Annotated in this window: 23 protein-coding genes; 18 read left to right on the forward strand and 5 right to left on the reverse strand. The window is 45.5% G+C overall.

Features of this window, described 5'->3' with window-relative positions; genetic code table 11:
- The first annotated feature begins 75 nt into the window (after nt 1-75).
- From ACYQ05_RS07450 to ACYQ05_RS07465, 4 genes are all read left to right on the forward strand, one after another.
- Nucleotides 76-1,056, forward strand: a complete 981-nt coding sequence (locus ACYQ05_RS07450) for a LysR family transcriptional regulator (protein WP_459819804.1) — start codon at nt 76-78, stop codon at nt 1,054-1,056.
- Nucleotides 1,057-1,264: 208 nt separating this feature from the next.
- Nucleotides 1,265-2,644: a ribulose-bisphosphate carboxylase gene (locus ACYQ05_RS07455; RefSeq protein ID WP_459819806.1), complete on the forward strand. Its 1,380-nt coding sequence runs from the start codon at nt 1,265-1,267 to the stop codon at nt 2,642-2,644.
- A gap of 124 nt (nt 2,645-2,768) precedes the next feature.
- Complete coding sequence (locus ACYQ05_RS07460; protein ID WP_459819808.1) at nt 2,769-3,572, forward strand: CbbQ/NirQ/NorQ/GpvN family protein; 804 nt, start codon at nt 2,769-2,771, stop codon at nt 3,570-3,572.
- 24 nt (nt 3,573-3,596) lie between these two features.
- Nucleotides 3,597-5,855, forward strand: coding sequence for a nitric oxide reductase activation protein NorD (locus ACYQ05_RS07465; RefSeq protein ID WP_459819810.1), 2,259 nt, complete (start codon nt 3,597-3,599; stop codon nt 5,853-5,855).
- 159 nt (nt 5,856-6,014) lie between these two features.
- On the opposite strand, the gene ACYQ05_RS07470 is transcribed toward ACYQ05_RS07465, so the two are convergent.
- The gene (locus ACYQ05_RS07470; RefSeq protein ID WP_459819812.1) at nt 6,015-6,974 is read right to left on the reverse strand and encodes a LysR substrate-binding domain-containing protein; all 960 of its coding nucleotides are present in this window, start codon (nt 6,972-6,974) and stop codon (nt 6,015-6,017) included.
- 9 nt (nt 6,975-6,983) lie between these two features.
- A complete protein-coding gene (locus tag ACYQ05_RS07475) occupies nt 6,984-7,910 on the reverse strand; it encodes a LysR family transcriptional regulator (protein ID WP_459819814.1) in 927 nt (308 codons plus the stop codon).
- A 270-nt stretch (nt 7,911-8,180) separates the two neighbouring features.
- Between ACYQ05_RS07475 and ACYQ05_RS07480 the strand changes: the two genes are divergently transcribed.
- The 6 genes from ACYQ05_RS07480 to ACYQ05_RS07505 all read left to right on the forward strand — a co-directional run bounded on the left by ACYQ05_RS07480 (nt 8,181) and on the right by ACYQ05_RS07505 (nt 14,601).
- The gene (locus tag ACYQ05_RS07480; protein ID WP_459819816.1) at nt 8,181-9,599 is read left to right on the forward strand and encodes a form I ribulose bisphosphate carboxylase large subunit; all 1,419 of its coding nucleotides are present in this window, start codon (nt 8,181-8,183) and stop codon (nt 9,597-9,599) included.
- A gap of 24 nt (nt 9,600-9,623) precedes the next feature.
- Nucleotides 9,624-9,977 (forward strand): ribulose bisphosphate carboxylase small subunit, encoded by a 354-nt coding sequence (locus ACYQ05_RS07485; protein ID WP_459819818.1) that lies wholly within the window; start codon nt 9,624-9,626, stop codon nt 9,975-9,977.
- A gap of 147 nt (nt 9,978-10,124) precedes the next feature.
- A complete protein-coding gene (locus ACYQ05_RS07490; protein WP_459819820.1) occupies nt 10,125-10,943 on the forward strand; it encodes a CbbQ/NirQ/NorQ/GpvN family protein in 819 nt (272 codons plus the stop codon).
- Nucleotides 10,944-11,002: 59 nt separating this feature from the next.
- Complete coding sequence (locus ACYQ05_RS07495) at nt 11,003-13,336, forward strand: VWA domain-containing protein (RefSeq protein WP_459819821.1); 2,334 nt, start codon at nt 11,003-11,005, stop codon at nt 13,334-13,336.
- Between the two features lie 9 nt (nt 13,337-13,345).
- Nucleotides 13,346-13,879 carry a hypothetical protein gene (locus tag ACYQ05_RS07500; RefSeq protein ID WP_459819823.1) on the forward strand — a complete coding sequence of 178 codons (534 nt, stop codon included), beginning with the start codon at nt 13,346-13,348 and terminating at the stop codon, nt 13,877-13,879.
- An 86-nt stretch (nt 13,880-13,965) separates the two neighbouring features.
- Nucleotides 13,966-14,601 carry a carbonic anhydrase gene (locus ACYQ05_RS07505; protein ID WP_459819825.1) on the forward strand — a complete coding sequence of 212 codons (636 nt, stop codon included), beginning with the start codon at nt 13,966-13,968 and terminating at the stop codon, nt 14,599-14,601.
- Here ACYQ05_RS07505 and bioD read toward each other — a convergent pair.
- From bioD to ACYQ05_RS07520, 3 genes are read right to left on the reverse strand one after another with little or no spacing between them, the layout of a single operon-like run.
- Complete coding sequence (bioD, locus tag ACYQ05_RS07510; protein WP_459819827.1) at nt 14,587-15,282, reverse strand: dethiobiotin synthase; 696 nt, start codon at nt 15,280-15,282, stop codon at nt 14,587-14,589. The two genes, ACYQ05_RS07505 and bioD, sit on opposite strands and share 15 nt — an antisense overlap.
- Before the next feature lie 6 nt (nt 15,283-15,288).
- The gene (locus ACYQ05_RS07515; RefSeq protein ID WP_459819828.1) at nt 15,289-16,182 is read right to left on the reverse strand and encodes a phosphoribosylaminoimidazolesuccinocarboxamide synthase; all 894 of its coding nucleotides are present in this window, start codon (nt 16,180-16,182) and stop codon (nt 15,289-15,291) included.
- Between the two features lie 4 nt (nt 16,183-16,186).
- On the reverse strand, nt 16,187-16,618 hold the full coding sequence (locus ACYQ05_RS07520) for a phosphate-starvation-inducible protein PsiE (protein ID WP_459819830.1): 432 nt from the start codon (nt 16,616-16,618) through the stop codon (nt 16,187-16,189).
- 143 nt (nt 16,619-16,761) lie between these two features.
- Here ACYQ05_RS07520 and rpe point away from each other — a divergent pair, with 143 nt between their 5' ends.
- The 8 genes from rpe (at nt 16,762) to ACYQ05_RS07560 (ending at nt 25,188) form a co-directional block, all read left to right on the forward strand.
- Entirely contained in the window at nt 16,762-17,469 is a 708-nt protein-coding gene (gene rpe / locus ACYQ05_RS07525) for a ribulose-phosphate 3-epimerase (protein WP_459819832.1), read from the forward strand.
- Nucleotides 17,470-17,538: 69 nt separating this feature from the next.
- Complete coding sequence (locus tag ACYQ05_RS07530; protein WP_459819834.1) at nt 17,539-18,243, forward strand: phosphoglycolate phosphatase; 705 nt, start codon at nt 17,539-17,541, stop codon at nt 18,241-18,243.
- Between the two features lie 7 nt (nt 18,244-18,250).
- The gene (gene trpE / locus ACYQ05_RS07535) at nt 18,251-19,774 is read left to right on the forward strand and encodes an anthranilate synthase component I (protein ID WP_459819836.1); all 1,524 of its coding nucleotides are present in this window, start codon (nt 18,251-18,253) and stop codon (nt 19,772-19,774) included.
- A 12-nt stretch (nt 19,775-19,786) separates the two neighbouring features.
- Nucleotides 19,787-20,383 (forward strand): anthranilate synthase component II, encoded by a 597-nt coding sequence (locus ACYQ05_RS07540; protein WP_459819838.1) that lies wholly within the window; start codon nt 19,787-19,789, stop codon nt 20,381-20,383.
- Complete coding sequence (trpD, locus tag ACYQ05_RS07545; protein ID WP_459819840.1) at nt 20,380-21,420, forward strand: anthranilate phosphoribosyltransferase; 1,041 nt, start codon at nt 20,380-20,382, stop codon at nt 21,418-21,420. The genes ACYQ05_RS07540 and trpD overlap by 4 nt, the downstream gene beginning before the upstream one ends.
- A gap of 195 nt (nt 21,421-21,615) precedes the next feature.
- Entirely contained in the window at nt 21,616-22,419 is an 804-nt protein-coding gene (trpC, locus tag ACYQ05_RS07550; RefSeq protein ID WP_459819841.1) for an indole-3-glycerol phosphate synthase TrpC, read from the forward strand.
- A gap of 28 nt (nt 22,420-22,447) precedes the next feature.
- Entirely contained in the window at nt 22,448-23,131 is a 684-nt protein-coding gene (locus ACYQ05_RS07555) for a GNAT family N-acetyltransferase (protein ID WP_459819843.1), read from the forward strand.
- Nucleotides 23,128-25,188 (forward strand): hypothetical protein, encoded by a 2,061-nt coding sequence (locus ACYQ05_RS07560; protein ID WP_459819845.1) that lies wholly within the window; start codon nt 23,128-23,130, stop codon nt 25,186-25,188. Before ACYQ05_RS07555 ends, ACYQ05_RS07560 begins: the two co-directional genes overlap by 4 nt.
- The last annotated feature ends 10 nt before the right edge of the window (nt 25,189-25,198 follow it).

Raw genomic sequence — 25,198 nt, forward strand, 5'->3', positions numbered from 1 at the left:
AAGCCAGGCATAGCCTGGCTTTTTTGTATCTAAAAAAGATACAATGAATCTATTGTTTTCAATAGATTATTCTCTATGTCTAAAAGAATCAGTCAAATTGCCCGCCATGCCACTTTGCGTCAGCTGCAAGTGTTTGAAGCGATCGCCCATTATCACAGTTTTACGAAAGCGGCTGAATCGTTACATTTAACGCAGCCGACTGTTTCCATGCAGGTGAAAAAATTAACTGAAGCCATAGGCATCCCCATTTTTGAACAGATTGGGCGTAAGGTGTATCTCACCGAAGCAGGGGAGATCCTTTATGAGGCTGTGAAAGGTATTTTGACAACTTTAGTGGAAGCAGAAGAGCAGATTAACCGCATTAAAGGCGTATCTGGTGGGCAGATTAAATTATCAGTGGTGACCACCGCACAATATTTTATTCCCAAAGTCATTCATGATTTTAGGGTGCAATATCCCGAGGTCAATGTCGCGATGCAGGTGGGAAATAAGGAGCGATTGATCCAGCGTATTCAGCGCAATAAAGATGACTTTTATATTCTTGGTGTTCCGCCCGAAGGGCTCAATGTCGACTCTGTTCGCTTTGCTGAGAACCCGCTAGGGGTTGTGGTCAATGCCCAACATCCATTGGCCGGTCAAAAAGGTTTGCGGTTAGCGGATTTAGTTGATGAGCCTTTTTTGATGCGAGAAACGGGCTCGGGGATTCGTGCACATATTGAGATGGTATTTGAACAGGCTGGATTTGTGCCCAATATTAAAATGGTGCTTGGCGGTAATGAGTCGATTCGACTCGGACTTTTGCAAAATCTAGGCATTTCAATTACTTCACTTCCTACCTTGGCAGATGAGATTAAACGAGGAGATTTGGTGGTGCTGGATGTTGAGGGCTTTCCTATCATGCGTCACTGGTATCTCGCTTATCCCAAAGGCAAATCTCTTTCGATTGCGACGGAACGATTGATTAAGCTTATAAAACAGGAAGGCGCCGGTCTGAAATATCAAGATTTTATTCAAGCACCTTTTACCTCCACAGCCTCTGCGTCCGACAAGGGCTGAAATTCGACATTTACCTATTACTTAGATCATGACCTCTATATAAAGATATAGACAAAACTATATAGTTGTAATAATTATTATTGATTTGTATATATCGAACGATGCAGTAGAATAGATTTTGAAATTTATTTAGGCACCCAGTTCAATGTGAACTGGGTATTTAACCCAAGCAACCCTTATGGATTGCATATTGAGTAGAGGTAACACCATGGATCAGTCCAATCGTTATGCGGATTTATCTTTGAAAGAAGAAGATTTAATTGCAGGCCAAGAGCATATTCTTGTCGCCTATAAAATGGAACCAGCAGAGGGTCATGAATTTTTAGCGACAGCTGCTCACGTTGCAGCAGAATCTTCAACTGGAACGAATGTTGAAGTAAGCACAACAGATGATTTCACTAAATCTGTTGATGCTTTGGTTTATGAAATTGATGAAGCAGAAGGGCTTGTTAAAATTGCATACCCATTTGCGCTATTTGATCGCAATATGCGTGATGGTAAAACCATGTTGGTTTCTTTCTTAACGTTGACCATTGGTAATAACCAAGGGATGGGCGATGTTAAGAACTTGCAAATGATCGATTTCTGGGTTCCTGAGTCTAAGCTTTATCTATATGATGGTCCAGCATCTGATATTTCTGATCTATGGCGTATTTTGGGCCGTGATGTGAAAGATGGTGGTTATATCGCAGGGACCATTATTAAGCCTAAGTTAGGCCTTCGTCCTGAGCCTTTTGCGGAAGCCGCTTACCAGTTCTGGTTGGGGGGTGACTTTATCAAAAATGATGAGCCACAAGGTAACCAGACTTTTGCACCAATGAAAAAAGTCATTCCATTGGTTGCGGATGCAATGAAACGTGCACAAGATGAAACCGGACAAGCTAAGTTGTTCTCTGCAAACATCACTGCAGATGACCACTACGAAATGTTGGCACGTGCAGACTACATCCTAGAAACTTTTGGTGAAAATGCGCCTCATGTTGCTTTCTTAGTGGATGGTTATGTGGGTGGTCCTGGTATGGTCACGACTGCACGTCGTAACTATCCTTCACAATACTTGCACTACCACCGTGCGGGTCATGGTGCGGTGACTTCACCTTCTTCTAAGCGTGGTTATACTGCGTTTGTATTAGCTAAAATGTCTCGTTTACTAGGGGCTTCTGGTATCCACGTAGGAACTATGGGCTACGGTAAGATGGAAGGGGATGCGGATGATAGAAACATCGCTTATATGATTGAGCGTGATGAAGCACAAGGTCCAGTCTTCTATCAAAAATGGTTAGGCATGCGCCCAACAACGCCTATTATCTCTGGTGGTATGAATGCGCTACGTCTGCCTGGCTTCTTTAAAAACCTAGGCCATGCAAATGTGATCAATACTTCTGGTGGTGGTGCTTATGGGCACATTGATTCTCCTGCTGCAGGTGCGATCTCATTGCGTCAAGCTTATGAGTGCTGGAAAGAAGGGGCTGATCCTGTTGAATTCGCGAAAGAGCATAAAGAATTTGCGCGCGCATTCGAATCTTTCCCACACGATGCCGACAGACTCTATCCTGGTTGGAGAGAGAAGTTGGGCGTTCACAAGTAATTCACTTGTCTTCGCAAAAAACCTCTGCTTCGGCAGGGGTTTTTTTTAATCTCTATAGTTGACTAAAAAATAAGGTTATTATCGTCAATGAGAAGTGACGACAATGACTTTTGAGGGAGAAAAAATGGATATTTCGCAATACAAAATCGAACAAGCACCTTTTTATGAAGCGCAAGGTAATGAAATTGCTCTTTATGAAGCAGCCTATGCAGCACGTTTGCCGGTGATGGTCAAAGGGCCTACGGGATGTGGTAAATCCCGTTTTGTGGAACATATGGCTTGGAAGCTGGACAAGCCTTTGATCACAGTCTCTTGTAATGAGGACATCACTGCTGCCGATTTGGTGGGGCGTTATCTTTTAGATGAAAATGGGACAAAATGGGTAGATGGACCTTTAACCTTGGCAGCGCGTTATGGTGCCATCTGTTATTTGGATGAGATTGTGGAAGCACGCCAAGATACGATGGTGGTGATCCACGCCTTGACAGACCACCGTCGTGAATTGCCGCTGGATAAAAAAGGGGAGTTGGTAAAAGCACACCCAGATTTCCAGTTGGTGATCTCTTATAACCCAGGCTATCAGTCAATGATGAAGGATTTAAAACAATCCACCAAACAGCGTTTCTGTGCGATGGATTTTGATTACCCTGAAAAAGAGAAAGAGACAGAGATCTTGATGAAAGAAGCGGGCATTGATCAAGAGATGGCGAGCAAGTTGGTTGAAATTGGTGAAGCAGCGCGTAATCTTAAAGGCCATGGTTTGGATGAAGGGATTTCTACTCGCTTGATGGTTTATGCGGCCACCTTAATTGCCCAAGGGATTACGCCAGTCGACGCCTGTAAAATGGCATTGGTGCGTCCGATTACTGATGATGCAGATATTCGTGAAACTTTGGATAGCACGATTGAAATGATTTTTGGCGCTTAATGACGACTTTAAGGAGCGAATCTTATGGACGCTGAAAAATTAGAGTCGTATCAAAAACTGTTTGGCTGTAAGTTTGAACAGGCCCAAGAAGTCTTTCCAGCTTGTGTGGCGGAAGCCGAATCCAAGTTTTCTGAAGCGGGCGTTAAAGCCTATATTGAAAGCGCCGGTTTTCTCTGCCGTTTAGGCATGGGGGTCGAGCCGGTACTGGTCTATTTGGAAGAGATGCCTGCTTTAGGAGAGCATCTAGGCGAATCGGTGTTTGAGTTGATTGCCAAATGGAGTTATCAACACCTGATTCGTACGCCCAATAAGAAAGCGATTATTCCCTTTTTGCAATCCTTGGGCAGTGTTTGCCGTCGCATCGACCGTATTGAAGATTTACAACACTACCTGGTTTTGATTGATCAATTGGTCGCGGGGACGGAAAATGTGATTCACAGTCACTCTATCTATGAAAGCCCCGGCTTGATTCCTTTTTTAGAGTCCATGCCGCAGCTGATTGGCCGCTTGAGCTTGCATGGCATTAGCAATTTTATTCAGTATGGCGCGCGCAACTATAAGGATGCACCGGAAGAGCAAATTGCTTATTTTTCATTAAAGAGTCAAGATGCGCGTAGCATTATTCAGCGTGAGCGACAAGGCACCTTGTTTAAAGACATTGAGCGTCATTTGAATATGATGAAAGAGGCGCTTTGGGGCTGTGAGCACCCCTTCTCCTCTTTTGCTACGGCATTTGACCAAGAGCGGATTCCACAACCCTATATTGATGATGAATTGATTGCCGTGCCTGATGTTTGCGAAGGGGAAAATGGGGTATCAGGCAAAGACCAATATCGGGCTATGGTGGCCCATATGATGGGGCATTGGCAGTGGTCACAAAAGGTGATGGCAGATAATTTTGCACCGCACACGCAGTTGTTTATCTCGGTTTTTGAAGATTGTCGTATTGACCGCCTATTAATGGCGCGTTTTCCAGGCCTTAAGCCGATTTTTTTAGCATTGCATCCTGTCCCTGAAAAAGGCGCTTGTAACCCAGAAAAAATGTCCTGCATGCGTTATCGAGCGGCTCGACTATCTCGCGCTTTGATGGATGAAGATTTTGATCCAGAAAATGAGTTGATTGAGGCTTTGAGAGCGCAATTTAATCAGATTTTGGCTGAGAAAGGTGAGGCGAGCAGCATTAATGATATGGTTAAGCTGGGAACCGATTTCTATGTGAAATCTCGTAAGCCGAGCGACAGCTTGCCCAATCTGTTTTTTGATCAGACTGAAATTCACTATCGCGATGATAATCGTTATCTCTGGTTCCATTATGATGAAGACGATGGGGAGGATCAGATGCCGAATGAGTACCAGTCGGAAGAAAAGCTGGTAGAGGATTCTGATAGCTTGCCACCGCGTCATTATGATGAATGGGACTATCTGTCAGAGACCTATCGACCCGATTGGGCAACGGTGTATGAACGCTTGCAGCCAGCAGGTGAGGCTAGACAAGTGGATCGTCTGTTGGAAAAACATACCGGTTTAATTAAGCAGCTGAGAAAGATGATTGAAGCGTTAAAGCCGCAGAATAAAAAACGGATTCGCTTCCAAGAGGAGGGCGAAGAGTTAGATTTGGATGTCGCTTTGCGCGCTTTAATTGATCTTAAATCGGGTTCAGTGCCTGATCCGCGCATTAATTATAGCCACATTACAGACAGTCGAGATATTGCGGTGACCGTGCTGGTGGATATGTCTCAATCCTTAAATGAGCGTGTCGAAGGCAGCGGCCAAACCCTATTGGAGCTAAGTAAAGAGGCGTTAGCCATTATGACCTGGGTGGTGGATCAGTTGGGAGATCGTCTGGCGATTGCTGGCTTTAATTCCGACACGCGCCATGAAGTGCGTTTTCATCATATTAAAGGTTTTTCTGAACATTATGAAGAGGAAGTCAAGGCGCGCATTGCTTCTATAGAAGCTGAGTTTTCTACACGAATGGGGGCGGCTATGCGTCATGCTGCCCATTATCTTGCTGCACAGCCGGCAGAGAAAAAACTGATGTTGATTCTCACTGACGGCGAACCGGCAGATATTGATGTGAAAGATCCGCGCCTATTGATTGAAGACAGCAAAGTGGCGGTGAAAGAGCTGCAACAAGAGGGCATTTATAGCTACTGTATCAATATGGACCCCAAAGCTGACGAATATGTCTCAGATATTTTCGGCAGCCATTACACCATTATTGATCATGTCGAGCAGCTTCCTGAAAAACTGCCTAAGGTGTTTATGAATATTACCAAGTAAACCGGAAATCCCCCAGTGAGATCGGTTTAGCAGGGTGGGTTGCTTGAGGGCAATCCATCTACTTGACCAGGACTGGGGAATTTAGCCGGCACGAGGGTTTTTTAGGCCGTCTTTCTGATCCGGTATATTTCTGATCTGATTGTTTTATACACTTAACCGCTAAGCATTTTCTATTAAAGCAAAGGCTTTTTGACTGGTCTTTTCCGCTTCATTTCGAATTAACTGAATCATTTTTTCTGCAGCCAGAGATAGGGTGCGATCTTTGGGGGTGGCGAGATACCAGTGACGGATTAAAGGGAACCCTTTAACATTGAGTAGAGCGATTTTGCCCTCTTCAATTTCGGTGAGCACTGTGGAAATCGTGGTCACGGCAATGCCGAGATTTTGCATGACCCCGAGTCGAATGGCTTCATTTCCTCCTAAAACCATTTGGGTTTTTGGCTCAAATTGATGGGCTTTGAGCGCATTTTCTACCTGTGATCGGATGCCTGAACCAGACTCTCTCAGTAAAAAGGTTTCTTCTTGAAGTTGTTCAAGTTCTATCGGTACGCCCACCAAAGGGTGTGAGGCATGGGCAATAAATGCCAGCGGGTTAATGGCCAGCGCTTCTAAATTCATGTCAATCGTTTCGTTTGAGCGTCCTGATTGTCCTAACAGATAAAAATCATCTTTGTTTTCTTGTAAACGCTGCATCATATTTTCGTAGTTGCCAACACGCATCTCCACAGTAATATGCGGATAGATTTGTGTGAATTTTTGAATCACTTGCGGCACAAAATATTGGGTGGTGGAGATGACGGATAAAGAGACGGTGCCCCCTGTCTTGCCTTTTTGTGTCTGTATTTTCTGTTCTGCTCGAGACAGTTGCGCCAGAACAACTTGCACCGCTTCATAGAGCGCACGCCCTGCTGGGGTCAGTTTGACTTTGCGTCCATCGGGTTCAAACAGCGGCTCTTGTAAAATTTCCGAGAGCTTTTTGACCTGTACGGATACAGTGGGTTGAGTTAATCCTAGCTCTTGGGCGGCTTGTGAAAAGCTTTTTAGGCGGGCAATGCTGTCAAATACTTGCAGTTGGCGCAAGGTGGCATTTCGAGCAAGTAAAGAGATTCTATCGGGCATGGGGGATCCTTATCGTGTATCTGACATGGCTAAAAGTTTAGGAATATCTATGGATTGAACAAAATCGAGAAAGGCTTCAGAGGCAGGGGTCGGCGCCTTGGTATTCATCCGAGCAATATAGTAGGTGCGTTTAATAGGAAAGCCTTCAACATCGAGGGTTTCGAGGTGGCGGTAGCGCTTTTCAATGCGAACCGCATATTGGGGCAAAATAGAAATCCCCAATCCTGCCATAACCGCTTGTTTAATGGCTTCCGTACTGCCTAGCTCCATATAGGGATTTAACTCAAGATTGTGTTGTTGAAACAGAGCCTCTGTGGCATCGCGAACACCTGAGCCCGGTTCACGCATGAGGAAGCGTTCCTGTGCAATCTCTTCCAGAGGAATGCTTTTCTCTTTAACCAGTCGATGTTTGGGTGGTGAGACAACCACCAATCCGTTTTCATAAAAAGAGGTAGCGGACATATTGAGCTGTTCGGGCACGCGACCCATCACAATCAGGTCATATTGATTTTTTTGAATTTCATCCAGAATGCGGCGACGGTTGATGACCGTGACCACCGGTTTGACATCGGGATAGCGATTTAAAAAAGCTTTGAGAATGTAGGGCATAAAGTATTTAGCCGGCGTGACAATGGCTAGGCGGAGTTCGCTATCAATTTTATTTTGCGTCGCTTGCACATAGCTATTAAAGTCTTTAAGTTCTTCCAAGATGCGCTGGCAGCTCTGATATAGTCTTTTTCCATAGGGGGTTAAAGTGAGTTGTTTGCCTGCCATTTCAAACAACTTGATTTCATTATTTTCTTCTAAACGCTTCATCTGTATCGAGACCGCTGGCTGCGTCAGGTGCAGCTCTTGCGCCGCTTTGGTATAGCTTAAATTGCGAGCAACGGATTCGAAAATACGGATTTGTTGTGCGGTGATATGTAAATTGTGCATAACGGTTCTCAAAAGTTTCTGACGACTGTGACTGGATTATAGCGAGGTTTCGTTGAACTAATCTATAGTTTTCTATCTATCATAAACAAATGTTTATATCTACTATAACAAATCATGGATTGCCGAGTCATTGGATAACTGTTTTAATGGGGCCAACTGAAAGCGAGGCACCCCATGCCAGAGCTTCAGATTAGGAAACCGTTTTGATGATTTGTTTGATCAAAGCGATTCATTAAAACAGATTACTATCAATGTTAAAAGAGGTAAAACATGGCTAAAACATATAATGCAGGTGTTAAAGAATACCGCGAAACTTATTGGATGCCAGATTATGAACCGAAGGATTCAGATTTTCTGGCCTGTTTTAAAGTCACACCACAACCAGGTGTGCCTCGTGAAGAAATTGCTGCTGCGGTTGCTGCAGAGTCTTCCACAGGAACTTGGACAACGGTTTGGACAGATCTATTGACTGATTTGGACCACTATAAAGGGCGTGCTTATCGCATTGAAGATGTACCAGGTGATGATTCAGCCTTTTATGCCTTTGTTGCTTACCCAATTGATCTTTTCGAAGAAGGATCTGTCGTAAATATCCTGACATCTTTAGTTGGGAATGTATTTGGGTTTAAAGCATTGCGTATGTTGCGTCTGGAAGATGTTCGCGTTCCGCTTGCCTATGTAATGACTTGCGGTGGGCCACCACACGGAATTGAAGTTGAGCGTGACAAGATGGATAAATATGGTCGTCCAATGTTGGGTTGTACCATTAAACCTAAGCTTGGTTTGTCAGCGAAAAACTACGGTCGTGCTGTCTATGAAGCATTGCGTGGGGGCTTGGACTTTACAAAAGATGATGAAAATGTGAACTCTCAGCCATTTATGCGCTGGCGTGATCGTTTCCTATTCTGTCAAGAAGCCATTGAAAAAGCAGAAGCGGAAACAGGTGAGCGTAAAGGTCACTACTTAAATGTAACTGCGCCGACACCTGAAGAGATGTATAAGCGTGCAGAGTTCGCGAAAGAGATTGGCTCACCTATTATTATGCATGACTACCTAACAGGTGGTTTTACGGCGAATACAGGTTTGGCAAACTGGTGTCGTGATAACGGCATGTTGCTTCACATTCACCGTGCAATGCACGCTGTATTAGACCGTAACCCACACCACGGTATTCACTTCCGAGTCTTATCTAAGATGTTGCGTCTATCAGGGGGTGATCACCTTCACTCTGGTACGGTTGTTGGTAAGCTTGAAGGTGACCGAGAAGCGACTTTAGGTTGGATTGATATTATGCGTGATAGCTTTATCAAAGAAGATCGCTCACGCGGTATCTTCTTCGATCAAGACTTTGGTGCGATGCCAGGTGTTATCCCCGTAGCTTCAGGTGGAATCCATGTTTGGCATATGCCTGCATTGGTCTCTATCTTCGGTGATGATTCTGTGCTTCAGTTTGGTGGAGGAACCTTGGGTCACCCATGGGGGAATGCTGCCGGAGCCGCTGCTAACCGCGTTGCCTTAGAAGCTTGTGTACAAGCGCGTAACGAAGGGCGTGAGTTAGAGAAAGAAGGGAAAGAGATCTTGACCAAGGCTGCCGAGCATAGCCCAGAGCTGAAGATCGCTATGGAAACCTGGAAAGAAATTAAGTTCGAGTTTGACACTGTTGATAAGCTCGACGTTGCGCATAAGTAATTGAAATAATAAGGAGATTCAATCATGAGTCTAGTACAAGATTATCCATCACGTTTATCTGATCCAAAGTCTCGCAAAGCGGATACTTTTTCCTATTTGCCACCGATGAACAATGAACAGTTACGTGCACAAATTCAATACATCATCAATCAAGGTTGGAACCCTGCGATTGAGCATACAGAGCCTGAAAATGCCTTTATGTACTACTGGTATATGTGGAAGTTGCCAATGTTTGGTGAAACTTCTGTACAAGCAGTATTGGATGAAATTGATGCTTGCATTAAAGCCAACCCAAATAACCATGTGCGTTTGATTGGTTATGACAACTATAGACAAACTCAAGGCACTCGCATGCTAGTTAAGCGTGGTGACCTATAAGTTTGACCTGTTCAAAGGCGCTTTAATGCCTTAAGCGCCTTATTCATCACCGCCTGTCTTTGGCAGGCGGCTGATGACCTTTAAAAATAGATATTTGATGCAGTATTTATTTTTAAGAGTTATCCATTCACCCATTAGGAGAAAGCCATGTCAGAAGTGAACGCTTTAGATCCCAACCAATATTTAATTAAAAATGAACCTTTTTATCGTCCTGTTGCAGATGAAGTCGATCTCTTTGAGTCGGCCTATGCCTCTCGTATGCCAGTCATGCTAAAAGGACCAACCGGCTGTGGTAAATCGCGCTTTGTGGAATATATGGCGCATAAGCTGAATAAACCCTTGATTACCGTTGCCTGTAATGAAGATATGACCGCATCCGATTTGGTTGGTCGCTTCTTAATTGATATTAACGGTACCAAATGGCAAGACGGCCCCCTCACTGTGGCGGCGAGAATTGGCGCAATCTGTTATTTAGATGAAGTGGTAGAAGCACGTCAAGACACCACTGTTGTGATTCACCCCTTAACTGACCACCGTCGCGTACTGCCATTAGATAAAAAAGGGGAGTTGGTTGAGGCGCACCCAGATTTCCAGTTGGTCATTTCTTATAACCCTGGCTATCAGTCAATGATGAAGGATCTTAAGCAATCGACAAAACAGCGTTTTGGTGGCTTTAAATTCGATTATCCAGAAGCAGAGATTGAAGCGGATATTGTTTCCAAAGAAACGGGAATTGACCCAGCTACTGCTGAGAAGTTGGTGCAGGTGGCACAACGCTCACGAAACCTGAAAGGACATGGTCTGGATGAAGGGATTTCGACCCGTTTATTGGTCTATGCGGCACAATTGATCCAGCGAGGCGTGCCAGCGAAAAAAGCGTGTACGATGGCATTGATCACACCTCTGACCGATGACGATGATATTTTGGATACCTTAATGACAACTGTGGACACTTTTTTTGACTAATCTGTGATTGGCGGTATCAATCGTAATGTTTGTCAAATTTAACTTAAAGTGAGGGGTCCATGAACGCCCAAATCAATGAAATCAAAAAAGATCTAATTGAAGCCATCCCCGAGCTCGATGAAATGCTGGATGCGCTGATAGCAGAAGCTGCGCATTCTATGAATGAGCAGACTTTAACCATTTGGTTGCAAAATGCACAAGGGATTGCGCGTCTCGGAAAAGGTCATCAGGTGGTCATTAGCTATCTTGAATCTGTCCCCCAAGTGGTGGCCAAGATTGAAGATGAAATTTTAGATGATATTTTAGAAACCATCATGAAGCTCTCATCGGTCACTTCAGGCGAAGTGGTGGCTTTAATGCTGGATTCTCTGCCTGTAGTGGCCGAGCGCGCAGGGGATATTGATTTGGTGCGGCAGTATCTCTCTTTGGTATACACCATCGGTTCTAAAGCGCCCCGTGGTTTACGTCCAATGTTGCTGAATATCGACACCTTAATGTCGAAACTGACCGTTTCCGGTTTGCGTCGTTGGGCACAGTGGGGCGCTAAAGCGCATGCGCGTGACTTTCAGGCGCAAGTGGCATACTTTTCCCTAGAATCAGAAGACTCAAAGGCGGTCTTTAAACAGCAACGAAAAGGGACGCTGTTTATCAATCACCACCGTTCGATTAATTTTTATCTGCGTGCTTTTTGGGGGCGTGACTTCTTTATTCGTCCGACAGCGTCGGATTCAGAGGATTTTAAACCCTATTATGAGCAATTTGCCATTCATCTGCCCGATGCACTCAATGATTTGGGTGAAGTTAAAGGGGTAGAGCTTTATCGCGCAATGGCCGCGCACTTGGCTTCCCATCTGGCATACACCCAAGCTGCGATTTCCATGGAGCAGTTAAATCCACAGCAGATGTTCTTCATTGAATTGATTGAAGATGCAAGGGTTGAATATAACGCCATTAAACAGTTCCCAGGGCTGAAAAACCTATGGCTTAAAGTGATTAAAGCAGCACAGCAGACAAAACCTTTGGATCCCCAAAGCACAGCCTATCGTTTAGAAAAATTAGTCCTAGCGCTGATGGACCCAAATGAAACATTTGAAGATGATGCTCTAAAAGAGATCGTCGAGCGTTTTTATCAAGAGATAGAAGACAACCTTCAGAATGAAAAGTGGTCCTGGGATCTAGGTATCACCCTTTATAATGTGCTACATGCTACGCAAGACCAATGGGAGTCGCTCAGTCAGTTGAAACAATTGCGTCTACCTTATCGAGATGATAACCGAATTGTTTGGGCTTCAGAAGAGTGGGAGATGCTTAAAGCCGGACGCAGCAGCCAGCCCACCACTGTACGTAAAAAAATCTCGTTGATGGAAATGGTCAATGAGATTGATTCCGAGCTGGTGGATGTGGATCATGATGAAGTTTGGGTGTTAGAGACAGAGCTTTACCCCTATGAGGATCACGGAGTCTCCTATAATGAAAGCGAAGGGATTGAACCGGTCTCTGAACCTTATCACTATGATGAATGGGATTATAAAGCGCAACTCTATCGACCTAACTGGGTCACCCTTTTTGAACATCGTGCGCAAAAAGGTGATCCTGAGCTTTATGAGAAAATTTTAGAGACGCATAAACCGATCGCGCACCGAATTAAACAGATTGTAGATAAATTGCGCCCAGTTGGATTGCAAAGAATTCGCCGTATTGAAGACGGAGATGAATTGGATTTGAATGCTTGCGTTGAGGCCATTACCGCGCTGCGTATGGGACAAGAACCCGATCCAAGAATCACCATGAAAAATGTGATTCATACACGAGAGGTTTCAGTGGTGATATTGCTCGACTTGTCAGAGTCGACGAATGAGCTGGTTCCAGGTTCAGAGAAAACCATTCTCGAAGTGACGCAAGAAGCGGCGATTTTGGTGTCTCATGCCATTCATGGCATTGGCGATCAGTTTGCAGTGCACGGCTTCTCTTCTGATGGTAGGCATGATGTTCAATATACGAAATTCAAACAGTTTGAAGAGCCTTTCAATGAAGACGTGCATGCGAGATTGGCTGGCATGAAGGGCGGACTCTCCACGCGAATGGGCGCAGCCATGCGCCATGCGGGCAGTTATTTGGATAAACAGTCAAGCAAACAAAAATTACTGCTGGTGATAACCGATGGTGAACCGGCAGATATTGATGAGAAAGATACCCAATATTTAAAACAGGACGCGAAAAAAGCAGTTGAAGAGCTTGAGTCTAAAGGGATCTATTCTTACTGTTTAACCATAGATCAATTTGCAGATAAGTATGTGCAGAATATTTTTGGACAGAATCGTTATGCCATTGTGGATAATGTTTTGAAGTTGCCTGAAAAACTGCCGACACTGTTTGCGAACCTAACTTCTTAAAGAGACAAAATGAATACAGAACAGTTTAAACAAGCCATTGAAACATTAGATGATCAGGCGTTGCAAGCCATTCTAGATGGCCATGCGCTGAAAGTTGAAGATGATGAAACCTTAACCATCGGCCGTCCAAATGACGCTTATGTGATTTATTATTTAGGGGACGAACAGTTCGATTTAATCGACACCCTGAAACAGAGTTTATTAGATCGTGCAGAAGCATTGGTTAAAGACTATTATCAGTTTAATCCCATGAGTAAAACATCGTTTAATCGTCAGTTAAATGCCTTGCTGCAAGCGCATCCCACAGATTACTTTGTCTCCATGCCCGGTCAACCTGAAAGCGGACGAATTTTTGTAGAAGAAGATACGCTGGTGGTGGAAGAAAAGGGCAGCCCTAGGTTTAAATATGGTATGGCTTTAGAATTGTCTGAAAAGATGACAGAACAAGCCATATCCAATAAAGTCAAAAATTGGGTGAGTTCTGGACACGCCTATCAAGACTATATCAGTATTAACGTCTGCCGTTTCAGTTGTATCGATTAAAATCAAATCATTTTGTTAAATGGGCTAATGCTGATATCCGCTGTACTCTGCTAAAATAAACTCTCAAATAACAATTTGGAGTAACCATGCATTCTGCTCTGCAAGTCCTACTGGAAAATAATCGTCGTTGGGCGCAAGGTGAACTTGAGAAAAATCCAGATCACTTTCAAACCCTTGCCCAGCAACATGCTCCGAAATATCTCTGGATTGGTTGTTCGGATGCGCGTATGCCAGCCAATGAATTGGTGGGGTTAGCACCTGGTGAAGTCTTTGTGCATCGTAATATTGCCAACTTGATCAATTCAAGTGATATGAATGCGCTGACAGTGATTGAGTATGCCGTTCAAGTATTAAAGGTTGAGCATATTATTGTTAATGGTCATTATGATTGTGGCGGCGTAAAGGCGGCGTTGAGTCCAGAGCCTGCGCCGGATATGGTGGAGCACTGGATTCGTCCGGTTAAAAAATATCTACAGCGTTTGCGGCCGCAAATGGAAGGTTTTAGCCCGAAAGCGAAAGCGAATAAGCTCAGTGAAGTGAATGTGATTGAGCAAGTGCGTAATATTTGCCATATTCCAGTGGTGCAAAAAGCCTGGAGTGAGGGGCAACCCTTGAGCGTGCATGGGTTGATTTATGATATTGAAACTGGATTGCTGCGCGATTTGGGGGTGTCTATTAGCGATATAGGCGCTGCTGAAGCTTTTGTTTTACGCAAAACTTAGTCGTTCAGGTACCCAGTATAAAGGGATATCGGGCAAGAACTGTTGAATTAATTCTCCATTCTGGTTATTGGGTTGAGCAAAATTGAGCACAATGGCGAAAAGGTCTAAGCCTTGATGACGGATGGCGTCGGCTGTCAGAAGGGTGTGGTTCACACAGCCTAATTGCGCTTTGACCACTAGCAAGACTGGGGATTTTAGCTTTTTTGCCAACGGTGCATTAGTGTCGTGACTGGACAGAGGTGAATAAAAGCCGCCTGCACCTTCAATCAAGACAAAATCCACTTTTTCCGTCTTTTTAATGCAGGCTTGATAGAGCGCTTCTGTGGTGAGTGTTTGTCCCGCGTTTTTCAGTGCCAGTGTGGGCGCTATGGGCGGTTCAAGGCGGTAAGGGGTGATGATTTCTAGAGGGGTTTTGCCGTTGAGTGCTTGATAGAGCTGCTCACTGTCTGCACAACTCAATTCTCCATTTTGCGATGTTTTATGACAGCCTGAGGCAATCGGCTTACGAGCGGTGATGTGAAGATTGGGCGCTTGCTGTTGCAGTTGTTGCAGCAGTTGCGCGCCAATGGTGGTTTTACCGACATCGGTATCTGTGCCGGTCACAAACAGGCGTTTAAGCTGCCTGTGTCGTATCGCTTGCTCTACCTGCTGGACCAGCTCAGTAAAGGGAGAAAGGGACATGATCGATTATGGATTTTCCATTAAGCGAGAGGCGGCTTCTTGGTATTTGTCCATCGTTTTTTCCACCACTTCTTGCGGCAATTCTGGCGCAGGTGGGGTTTTGTTCCAGTTGAGACTTTCTAAATAGTCGCGAATATACTGTTTATCAAAGCTTTCAGGATTTTTTCCCACTTGGTACTTATTCGCTGGCCAGAAGCGTGAGCTGTCAGGCGTTAAGGCTTCATCAATCAGGTGAATGACGCCATGCTCATCTTCGCCGAATTCAAATTTGGTGTCGGCAATGATAATGCCCCGCTCTTTGGCAAACTCTGCGGCCATTTTATAAAGCGCTAGGCTGTAGTCACGCACTTTTTCCGCTTTCTCTTGCCCAATGAGCTTGACCACTTCGTCAAAAGAGATATTCTCATCATGATCCCCAACTTCAGCTTTGGTGGAGGGGGTGAATAGAGGTTCCGGCAGTTGTTCAGCAAGTTGCAAGCCTTCTGGTAGTGGGATATCGCAAACCGTTCCTTTTTGTTGATACTCTTTCCAGCCGGAGCCCACCAAGTAGCCGCGCACAATGGCTTCAACCGGCAGGGGTTTGAGTTTTTTCACTATCATGCCACGACCGTCTAACTCGGCCAGCTCGTCTGCGGTGAGGATATCGGATAGCTTGAGATCATCCGCTAATTGATTGGGGAGGATTTGTTCTGCTTTTTTCATCCAAAATTGAGCCGTTTCGGTCAGAATTTTGCCTTTGCCGGGAATGGGGGTGGGCAAAATCACATCAAAAGCGGAGAGGCGATCTGTGGTGACAATTAGGAGGTGCTTGTCATCCACATCATAAAGATCTCGCACCTTGCCTTTGTTGATAAGCGGGACACTGGTTAGATGGGATTCAAAGAGAGCAGTCTGTTCCATGGGTTTATTTCTCATTATCTCGTAAGTTTTTTTCACGGTTTTCAAAGTCTGAATAGGGGAGCTTGAGGTGTCCATATCTTAAGACTAAAACGGAAATCGTGATTAAGAAAATGGTGGTGGCAATGGCCAACATCTTCCATTCCGATAAATTTTTCATATCCAGAATTAAATAACGCGCCAAGGCGACAATGGCGACATAAAGCGGCATACGGATAGGCAGTCGACCAGAATCTAGATAGATACCAACCATGGCTAATATTTCAAGATAGATAAAGAGAATGAGCAGGTCACCTAAAGTTACGGTGCGGGCTTCAATCATTATGAATATCTCTTCACCGGTCGCAATGAGTGTGGCAATGGCGATAATAACGAGTCCGAGGACTTCGGTTAATTTGATCAGCTTCTGAATGGGTTTGGTTGCCGGATAGTGTCCCATTTTGCGTATTCCATGTTTTTGCTAAGGATGTGGGAATCTTATCACGTCTAATCGGTAAAACAAGAGGCCGTTTTTATTTTCTTTGCACAATGGGATTTGATAGAATGACTTTAATTTAAATAATAAAAGAAGGAATCAATGTCATGGCTAAACATGAAAACTGGATTGCGCCCTCTATTTTGTCAGCGGATTTTGCTCAGCTTGGGCAGGATGTCAAAGATGTTTTGTTATCCGGTGCGGATGTGGTGCATTTTGATGTGATGGACAACCACTATGTCCCGAATTTAACCATCGGGCCCACTGTGTGTGAATCGCTGCGTAACTATATGGATCGTGAAGGGTTAACGGCGCCGATCGATGTGCACTTGATGGTAAAACCCGTAGATAATATGATTACTGACTTCGCCAATGCGGGTGCAAGCTATATCACTTTCCACCCTGAAGCCTCTGAACATATTGACCGTTCGTTGCAATTGATTCGTAATTCAGGCTGTAAAGCGGGCTTGGTTTTTAACCCTGCCACCCCATTGCATTATCTTGAGTATGTCATGGATAAGATCGACATGATTTTGATTATGTCTGTTAACCCAGGGTTTGGAGGACAATCCTTTATTCCTTCCGCTTTGGCTAAATTGAAAGCGGCACGTAAGTTAATTGATGAGAGTGGTTTTGATATTCGCTTGGAAGTGGATGGTGGCGTTAAAGTCGATAATATTGCTGAAGTTGCCGAAGCGGGTTGTGATACCTTTGTTTCTGGTTCGGGTATTTACGGTAAAGCCAATCCAAATGACCCACACCGTTTTGAGACTGTGATTCAACAGATGCGGGATGCCTTGGCTGAAGTTGAGTAATTGACGCCATTATGCTAACTAAACGCCAGCCTATGCTGGCGTTTGCTGTTTAAGAGAGAAAAGTATTTTATGAGTACAGAACAACATATTGAAAAAATCCGCCCGGGCTTTGTCTTGATCGATCTTGATGGCACCTTAATTGATAGCGTGCCAGATTTAACCTATTGCGTGGATGAGATGATGAAGCAGCTGGGATTGCCAGAACGAGGTGAAGCGGCTGTGCGCAACTGGGTAGGCAATGGCGTTGAGCGCTTGGTGGAGCGGGCTCTGGTCAATTCGGTAGAAGGACACCCAGATCCAGAATTAATGAAAAAAGCCTATCCCATTTTTTTAGAGCTCTATAAAGACAATACTTCAAAACGTAGTCGTGTCTATCCTGGCGTGATTGAGGGGCTGGAGTGGATGAAAGACAATGGTTACCGCATCAGCTGTGTCACCAATAAAGCAGAAGCCTTTACCATTCCATTGCTTAAAGATAAGGGGCTTTATGACTATTTTGAATTTATCGTCAGTGGTGATACTTGCGAAAAGAAAAAACCGGACCCTATGCCACTTTTGCATGCGGCTAAGCTGATGCAGGTGGAACCAGAAAATGCGTTGATGATTGGAGATTCCAAAAGTGATGTCAAAGCTGCTCGTGCGGCGCATTTCCATATTTTCTGTATGACCTATGGTTATAATCATGGAGAAGATATTCGAGACTATCATCCAGATGCGATTTTGGACTCATTTGAAGAGTTGCCTCATTATTTAAAAGCGAAAGACGAAGCATAGACCCTTTATGAAAACCGCCACCTTAACCCCCGCTCAATTAGCGCATTATCAGCAGCGAGGCTATAACCGCGTGCCTTTGATGCAGACAGTGTTGTCTGATTTTGATACCCCTTTAAGTGTCTATCACAAGCTGGCCAATGCGCCTTATAGCTATCTATTGGAGTCGGTGCAAGGCGGTGACAAGTGGGGGCGTTATTCCATTATTGGGTTACCATGTCGACAACGATTGGAAGTGCGAGGTGAGCAGATCCGTCGATTTGAAGGGGATACGGTGGTGGAGCATCAGGTGTCTGCAGACCCCTTAGCTTGGATTGAGGCCTTTCAAAATCGTTATAAGGTGGTGGATTTGCCAGAAGCGCCCGCCTTTTCCGGTGGATTGGTGGGCTACTTTGGCTATGATACGGTGCGCTATATTGAACCGCGTCTGCGCGATTCAATGCCAGAAGTGGATAAAATTGGCGCCCCCGATATTGAACTGCTGGTGTCAGAAGAGTTGGTGGTGTTTGATAATTTGAGCGGACAGGTGCATGTCATTGTGCATATTGATCCGTCAGAGCCAGACGCGCTGACAAAAGGCCAGCAGCGTTTGGCCGAACTGGAAGCGCAATTACGTCAGCCCTTGACCCTGCCGCAGGATATCCCCAGTGCCCATCAATTGGATGAATCGCAATTTGAATCCAGTTTTGGCGAAGAGGCGTTTAAGCAGGCAGTGGCCAAAATAAAAGAGTATATTTTGGCAGGGGATGCGATGCAGGTGGTGATTTCTCAGCAGATGTCCGTGCCTTATGAAGACAGCCCGATGGATCTCTATCGTGCATTGCGTCATCTTAATCCTTCTCCCTATATGTACTATGTGGATATGGGGGATTTTCAGATAGTCGGCTCTTCGCCTGAAATTTTGGTGCGATTGGAAGCCGATGTGGTGACGGTACGCCCCATTGCAGGCACACGGCGCCGGGGGGCGACGCTCGAGAAGGATTTAGCATTGGAGCAGGATTTGCTCAATGACCCTAAAGAATTGGCAGAACATTTAATGCTGATTGATTTGGGGCGTAACGATGTTGGACGTATTGCACAAGTGGGTTCGGTGGAATTAACGGAAAAAATGGTGGTTGAGCGCTATTCTCATGTGATGCATATTGTCTCTAATGTGAATGGAAAAATCCGTCCGGGAATGACAGCGATGGATGTATTGCGCGCGACTTTCCCTGCTGGCACCGTTTCTGGAGCGCCGAAAATTCGGGCGATGGAAATCATTGATGAATTGGAGCCGGTGAAACGCGGGATTTATGCAGGGGCAGTCGGCTATTTAGGTTGGCAGGGCAATATGGATACGGCGATTGCGATTCGGACTGCGGTGATAAAAGAGGGGCGTTTGTTTGTTCAAGCCGGTGCCGGCATTGTAGCGGATTCTGTGCCGCAATTGGAATGGGATGAGACCATGAATAAAGGACGCGCCATTTTCCGTGCTGCTGAGTTTGTGACCCAAGGATTGCAAACGGTCAATCCAGTGCCTCCTGCGCATAAATAAGAGAGTGAAGCCATGTTATTAATGATCGACAATTATGATTCCTTTACCTTTAATCTGGTGCAGTATTTTGGCGAATTGGGGCAGCATGTAGAAGTGCATCGCAATGACCAAATTACATTGGAAGCGATTGAAGCGTTGAACCCAGACTATCTGGTGATTTCCCCAGGCCCTTGTACGCCTAATGAAGCGGGGATCTCAGTTGAAGTCATCCGACATTTTGCCGGCAAAATCCCCATTTTTGGGGTCTGTTTAGGTCATCAAAGCATTGGTCAAGCTTTTGGTGCCAAAATTGTGCGTGCAAAAGCGGTTATGCACGGCAAAACTTCACCGGTGTATCACAAGGATGAAGGCGTTTTTAAAGGCTTACCTAATCCCGTTGAGACCACACGTTACCACTCTTTGGTGATTGATCAAGAAAGTTTGCCAGACGAACTGGAAGTGACCGCTTGGACGCAGGACGAAGCGGGGGATTTTGATGAGATTATGGGGGTGCGTCACAAAACCTTGCCGATTGAAGGGGTGCAATTTCACCCAGAGTCCATTTTGACTGACCAAGGTCATCAAATGTTAAAGAATTTCCTCGAGCAGCATGCAAGGAGCCATTCATGAGTGCAGCGCATTTAAAACCCGCTTTAGAACAGCTATTAGCGCGAGAAGATCTGTCTAAAGAGACCATGCAACAGGTGATGCAAGCCTTGATGAGTGGGCAAGCGAGTGACGCGCAGATTGGCGCCATTTTGATTGCGTTGCGCATGAAAGGAGAAACACCAGAAGAGATTGCCTCAGCGGCACAAGTGATGCGGGACTTGGCGGCGGGTGTTTCCATTGCCGATAAAACCCATCTGGTGGACACTTGCGGTACAGGCGGGGATGGCGCCAATACCTTTAATGTGTCCACTGCTTCTGCTTTTGTGGTGGCAGCAGCGGGTGGTAAGGTTGCCAAGCATGGGAATCGTTCTATTAGTTCAAAGTCCGGCAGTGCAGATGTGCTGGAAGCCGCTGGTGTCAATCTGAATCTGACGCCGGAACAGGTGGCGCAATGTGTGGAAGAGGTGGGGGTTGGCTTTATGTTTGCCCCGGCGCACCATTCGGCGATGAAACATGTGATTGGCGCTCGAAAATCTTTAGGGGTGCGTACCCTTTTTAATCTGCTTGGGCCTTTGACTAATCCCGCAGGCGCTCCAGCTCAGGTGGTGGGGGTTTATGATGAAGCGCTGCTGCCGGTGTTTGCTGAAGTGTTGCAGCGGCTGGGCGCCAAACATGTGATGGTGGTGCATGCTGAAGACGGTTTGGATGAAATTTCGATCGCCTCCCCGACCAAAGTGGCTGAGTTAAAAGCGGGTCAAATCACGGAATGGCAGATTCAACCACAAATTCTGGAAAAAATGCATGAAAGCCTTGCCCCCTTGGCGGTGAATTCAGCAGCTGAAAGCTTGGCTTTGATTGAGGCGGTCTTTAATCAAAAAACCGACTCACGTACTGAAGCCGCTAAAGACATTATTGCTCTCAATGCCGGGGCGGCGCTTTATGTGTCTGGTCTTGCCAGCAGCTTTGAAGCCGGCGTTCAACAAGCCGAAACAGCGATCAAATCTGGGGCTGCTGCGGATAAATTGCAGCAATTTGTTCAGTTTACACAGCAGTTTTGAGCAATGACAAGACTTAAAAAGCTTCCTTTAGGCATTTTAAACTATAAATATGTCTTTCTCTCCCGACCTAGACGCTTTGCTTTTTTAACCGACGTCAGTAAATTTTCATAATGACTTTCAAAATCCACCAAATTTTTGCCAAATGCTGGAGACTTTTGTACACTCCTTTTATTTGACACGCTTTAAAGAGACGTTATGCCACAGCAAACACCAGACATTTTAAAAAAGATTATTTTCCGTAAATTGGAAGAGATTCAGCAAGCCTGCGAACAGGTGCCGCTAGCTGAGATGAAGCGGCGGGCAATGGTGGCTGCTGAGCCTAGAGGCTTTGCCAATGCCATGCTGGTGCAAGTGGAATCGGGCAAGCCCGCAGTGATTGCTGAGATTAAAAAAGCCTCACCGAGCAAAGGTATTTTACGAGATCCTTTTGAGCCTGTAGAAATCGCCAAAGATTATGCCCAGCATGGCGCCACTTGTTTATCCGTGTTAACTGATCGAGATTTTTTCCAAGGCAGTAACGAATATCTGCAAGCCGTGCGTGAGGCGGTGGATTTGCCAGTGATTCGCAAAGATTTTATTGTGGATGATTATCAAGTTTATGAAGCGCGTGCCATCGGTGCAGATTGCATTCTGTTAATTGCCGCAGCGATTGGGGATGCGCAAATGTATGAGCTGACGCAAACAGCGCTGCAATTGGGTATGGATGTGTTGGTAGAAGTGCACAATGAAGTGGAATTGGAGCGTGCTTTGCGTCTGCCTCTTCCATTGATTGGGATTAATAATCGAAACCTGCACACCTTTGAGGTCTCATTAGACACCACGCTGAAGATGTTGGATAAAATTCCAGATGATCGACTGGTGGTGACAGAAAGCGGTATTTTATCCGCTGAAGATGTCAAAACCATGCAAGCGCATCAAGTCAATGCTTTCTTGGTCGGCGAAGCCTTTATGAGAGCCGAAAATCCGGGTGAAGCCCTGTCCCAACTGTTTGGGGTGTAAGCCCATTAAGGGGAGGGGAAATTTGCAGATGATGAATAATCCCCTTCCTAGACTCAATGCTCAAAACCGTTTTCAACCAGTTGTTTTTAAATCGCTTTCTAATCCGCATAGTTTAACTTTTCGTCGTTGGGCACAACTCTATGCACAACGCTTTCCTTTTTATGAGCGCGCGCCGCTTCCCGCTCTTATTGAAGGGCTTGAGCAGCGTAAAGTGGCGCTAGAAGGCTATCTCTTCCGTTCTCCTATTGATGGTCACTGGGATTGGGCCAGTTTTGTTTGTTATGAACCCTATCCCTTGGGTACTTTATTAGCCTACTTAGCGACGCATCCCGATTATGAAGGCCAAGGGTTGGCTCGACAGCTGGTTCGGCAGTTAGTCGAAAAGTCATTAGGCCCACAAACCCCCTATTTTTGGTTGGAAGCGGAACCAAAGTTGTGGTCATTCTATCGTCGACAAGGGTTTTTTGCCTTACCTTTTACCTATTTGATTCCGCGTTTTTTTGACGAAGGAACCGTGGAGATGGCATTGTTTATCAAGAGTGCAGTCTCTGAGGTTTCACGGGAAACGGTGCGGCAGATGGTCACCACCCTTTATTTACAAAGTTATGAGATTTCGCCAGAAGATCCGCGTTTTCAGCAAGGTTTGGCAGAAATTGAAGGACTACCTGAGCAGATCGTTATTCCGCCTTGGGCACAGGAGCAGATAAGATGAGCGCGACAAGTCAAGAGATTCATCAGATAGCGCAGCAATATGATCAAGAAGAGGCGTTTGAAGTCGGTCGGCAAAAGGTGCGGCAGTGGCTGCCGACCGAGGCAGCGGTGAATTACGATTATGAGAGGCTGGAGGCGTTGGCAAAAAGCTTGCATAGTGATGAAGCGCGCGTGGCGTTTTATTGGTTTGCCTATTTTACGGCGCGAATGAAGATTGAGCAGAGTTATGATTTTTTGCAGGCCTTTCAGTTATTTGACTTGGGCAGTGCGGTTTTAGATCAGATTGCAGCCGCCGAAGCCTTGCCCGAAAAGTGTGACAGGTTGCAGCAGAAGTTAATGGTGCGCTTGGTTAAGATTGATCGCGGTATTCATAATAATGATTTTAAGGAAACCGTTGATAGCTGCAATGAACTCCTTCAGATGCTGGAGGCCTATCCAGCTTGTCAAACGCGTTTCAGCGCGGAATATCACTATTTGGTTTTGATGCGGGTAATTGCGCAGCTGTTGATGAAGCGGGATGCGGGTGAGGATTCTGTGGAGGAATGGCTTCAGGTGCGCGCGCAATTAGAAACGCTCTATCATGAGTATGATGCGAAAGGTCTGACCATTATTAGCTCGATTTTGCAGGCTTTCCTTATGGCACTGCCGGTTTGGCAGCAAGCAGGTGAGAATCGTTTGCAGGTGACGCGCGGGCGTGCACTGATAACTTTTTATGCAACTTTAAATAGCTTGCAGACGGAAGGTTTGGCTGCAGCTTTGAATCACGACAGCAAACGACAAGCGCTGATGCAAGCGTTACATGCCGAGGCGTTTTATGAGCCAGAGCCACCGGATATTTTGTCAGACCTCTCTTTCCATACGCAGTTTCATGTCTGGCAGTTTGATTTACCTGAAGTGCACTTACCGCAATTTCGCCATAAAGGGCTGCATGGGGCGCTCCAGTTGCGGGTGAACAGTTTGGGGTTACTGCAATTGACCATGGAAGTCCCGATTGAAGGTTGGGATGTAAATGCGTTGCGCCATCTTATGAATCTGCCTCTGGAAAATGCACTGGACGAACCTGTGCAGTGGCAGGGATTGGAAGTGCATTATTTGCGAGAGGTGGCGCAAACGATTTTTGACCGATTTGATCATTGGTTGGATCAAAATAAAGAACAAGCGTGTTTAGTGCACTCTGTGAGTCATGATGTGAACTTTACGCTGCTGGTGGAAGCCGCGCAGGATAAACAGCATGCGCTTCTGACGCCGGAGCAATTTTATGCACACCCTGATTGGAATGGGCTGAAGGTGCCGCCGAGAGAGGTGCGCAGTGTTTATGAGAATTGGCGGATGCAGACGGCACATAAAGGGGTCCAAAATGTGGCACTTGATCTTTATCATCATCAAGATTGGGTGCAAGCAGATGGGCATTACGCTTTGATTGTGCAGCTGGATCAGCCCACTTGGGTCACAGAGCAGGCGGTGGAAAATGTTCAGGTGGTCACTGGATTGCGTTATTTTATGAAACAGACTGGCGAAGTGCTGTTTGCCAACATTAACCAGATTCAAAAAGCGTTTAATGACGAAACCGAGGTACAGGAAGCCTCCCCACGCGCCTTGCGTCAGCAGGAAAAAATTTATCGACAACGCATTCAGCGCCTGCACCGAATTGGCATTGAGATTAAATCGCTTTTACAATTATTAGACAATGGCGGGTTGATGCGTTTTCCCGATCATGGACGTTTTGTCTCTGTTTTAATGCAAACCACAGGGGTAGTGGAACAAAGATCAAGAATGCAACAGCTGCTCAAAGAGTCCCAAGAGATGACGCGTTATCTTCGGTTGCAAATTTCTCAAGCTTTGGAGGCTTTGGAAGCGCGTTCTAAGGCGCGCTTTGAGGGCACCGTTGCATTTTTAGGCGCCTTGATTTCGGTGTCCGCCTTATCTGATGTTTTCCAAACCTTTGAAGCGGCGGGCATTCAAATCTCGGGTTGGGTTCAGTTGGAATGGATGTTAGGTTTAATGGTGTTTTTAGGGGTGTATTTCTCATTAGAAGCACTCATTCGTAAGTTTAGATAGGAGGCGTAAA

This window comes from Galenea microaerophila (assembly GCF_054657255.1).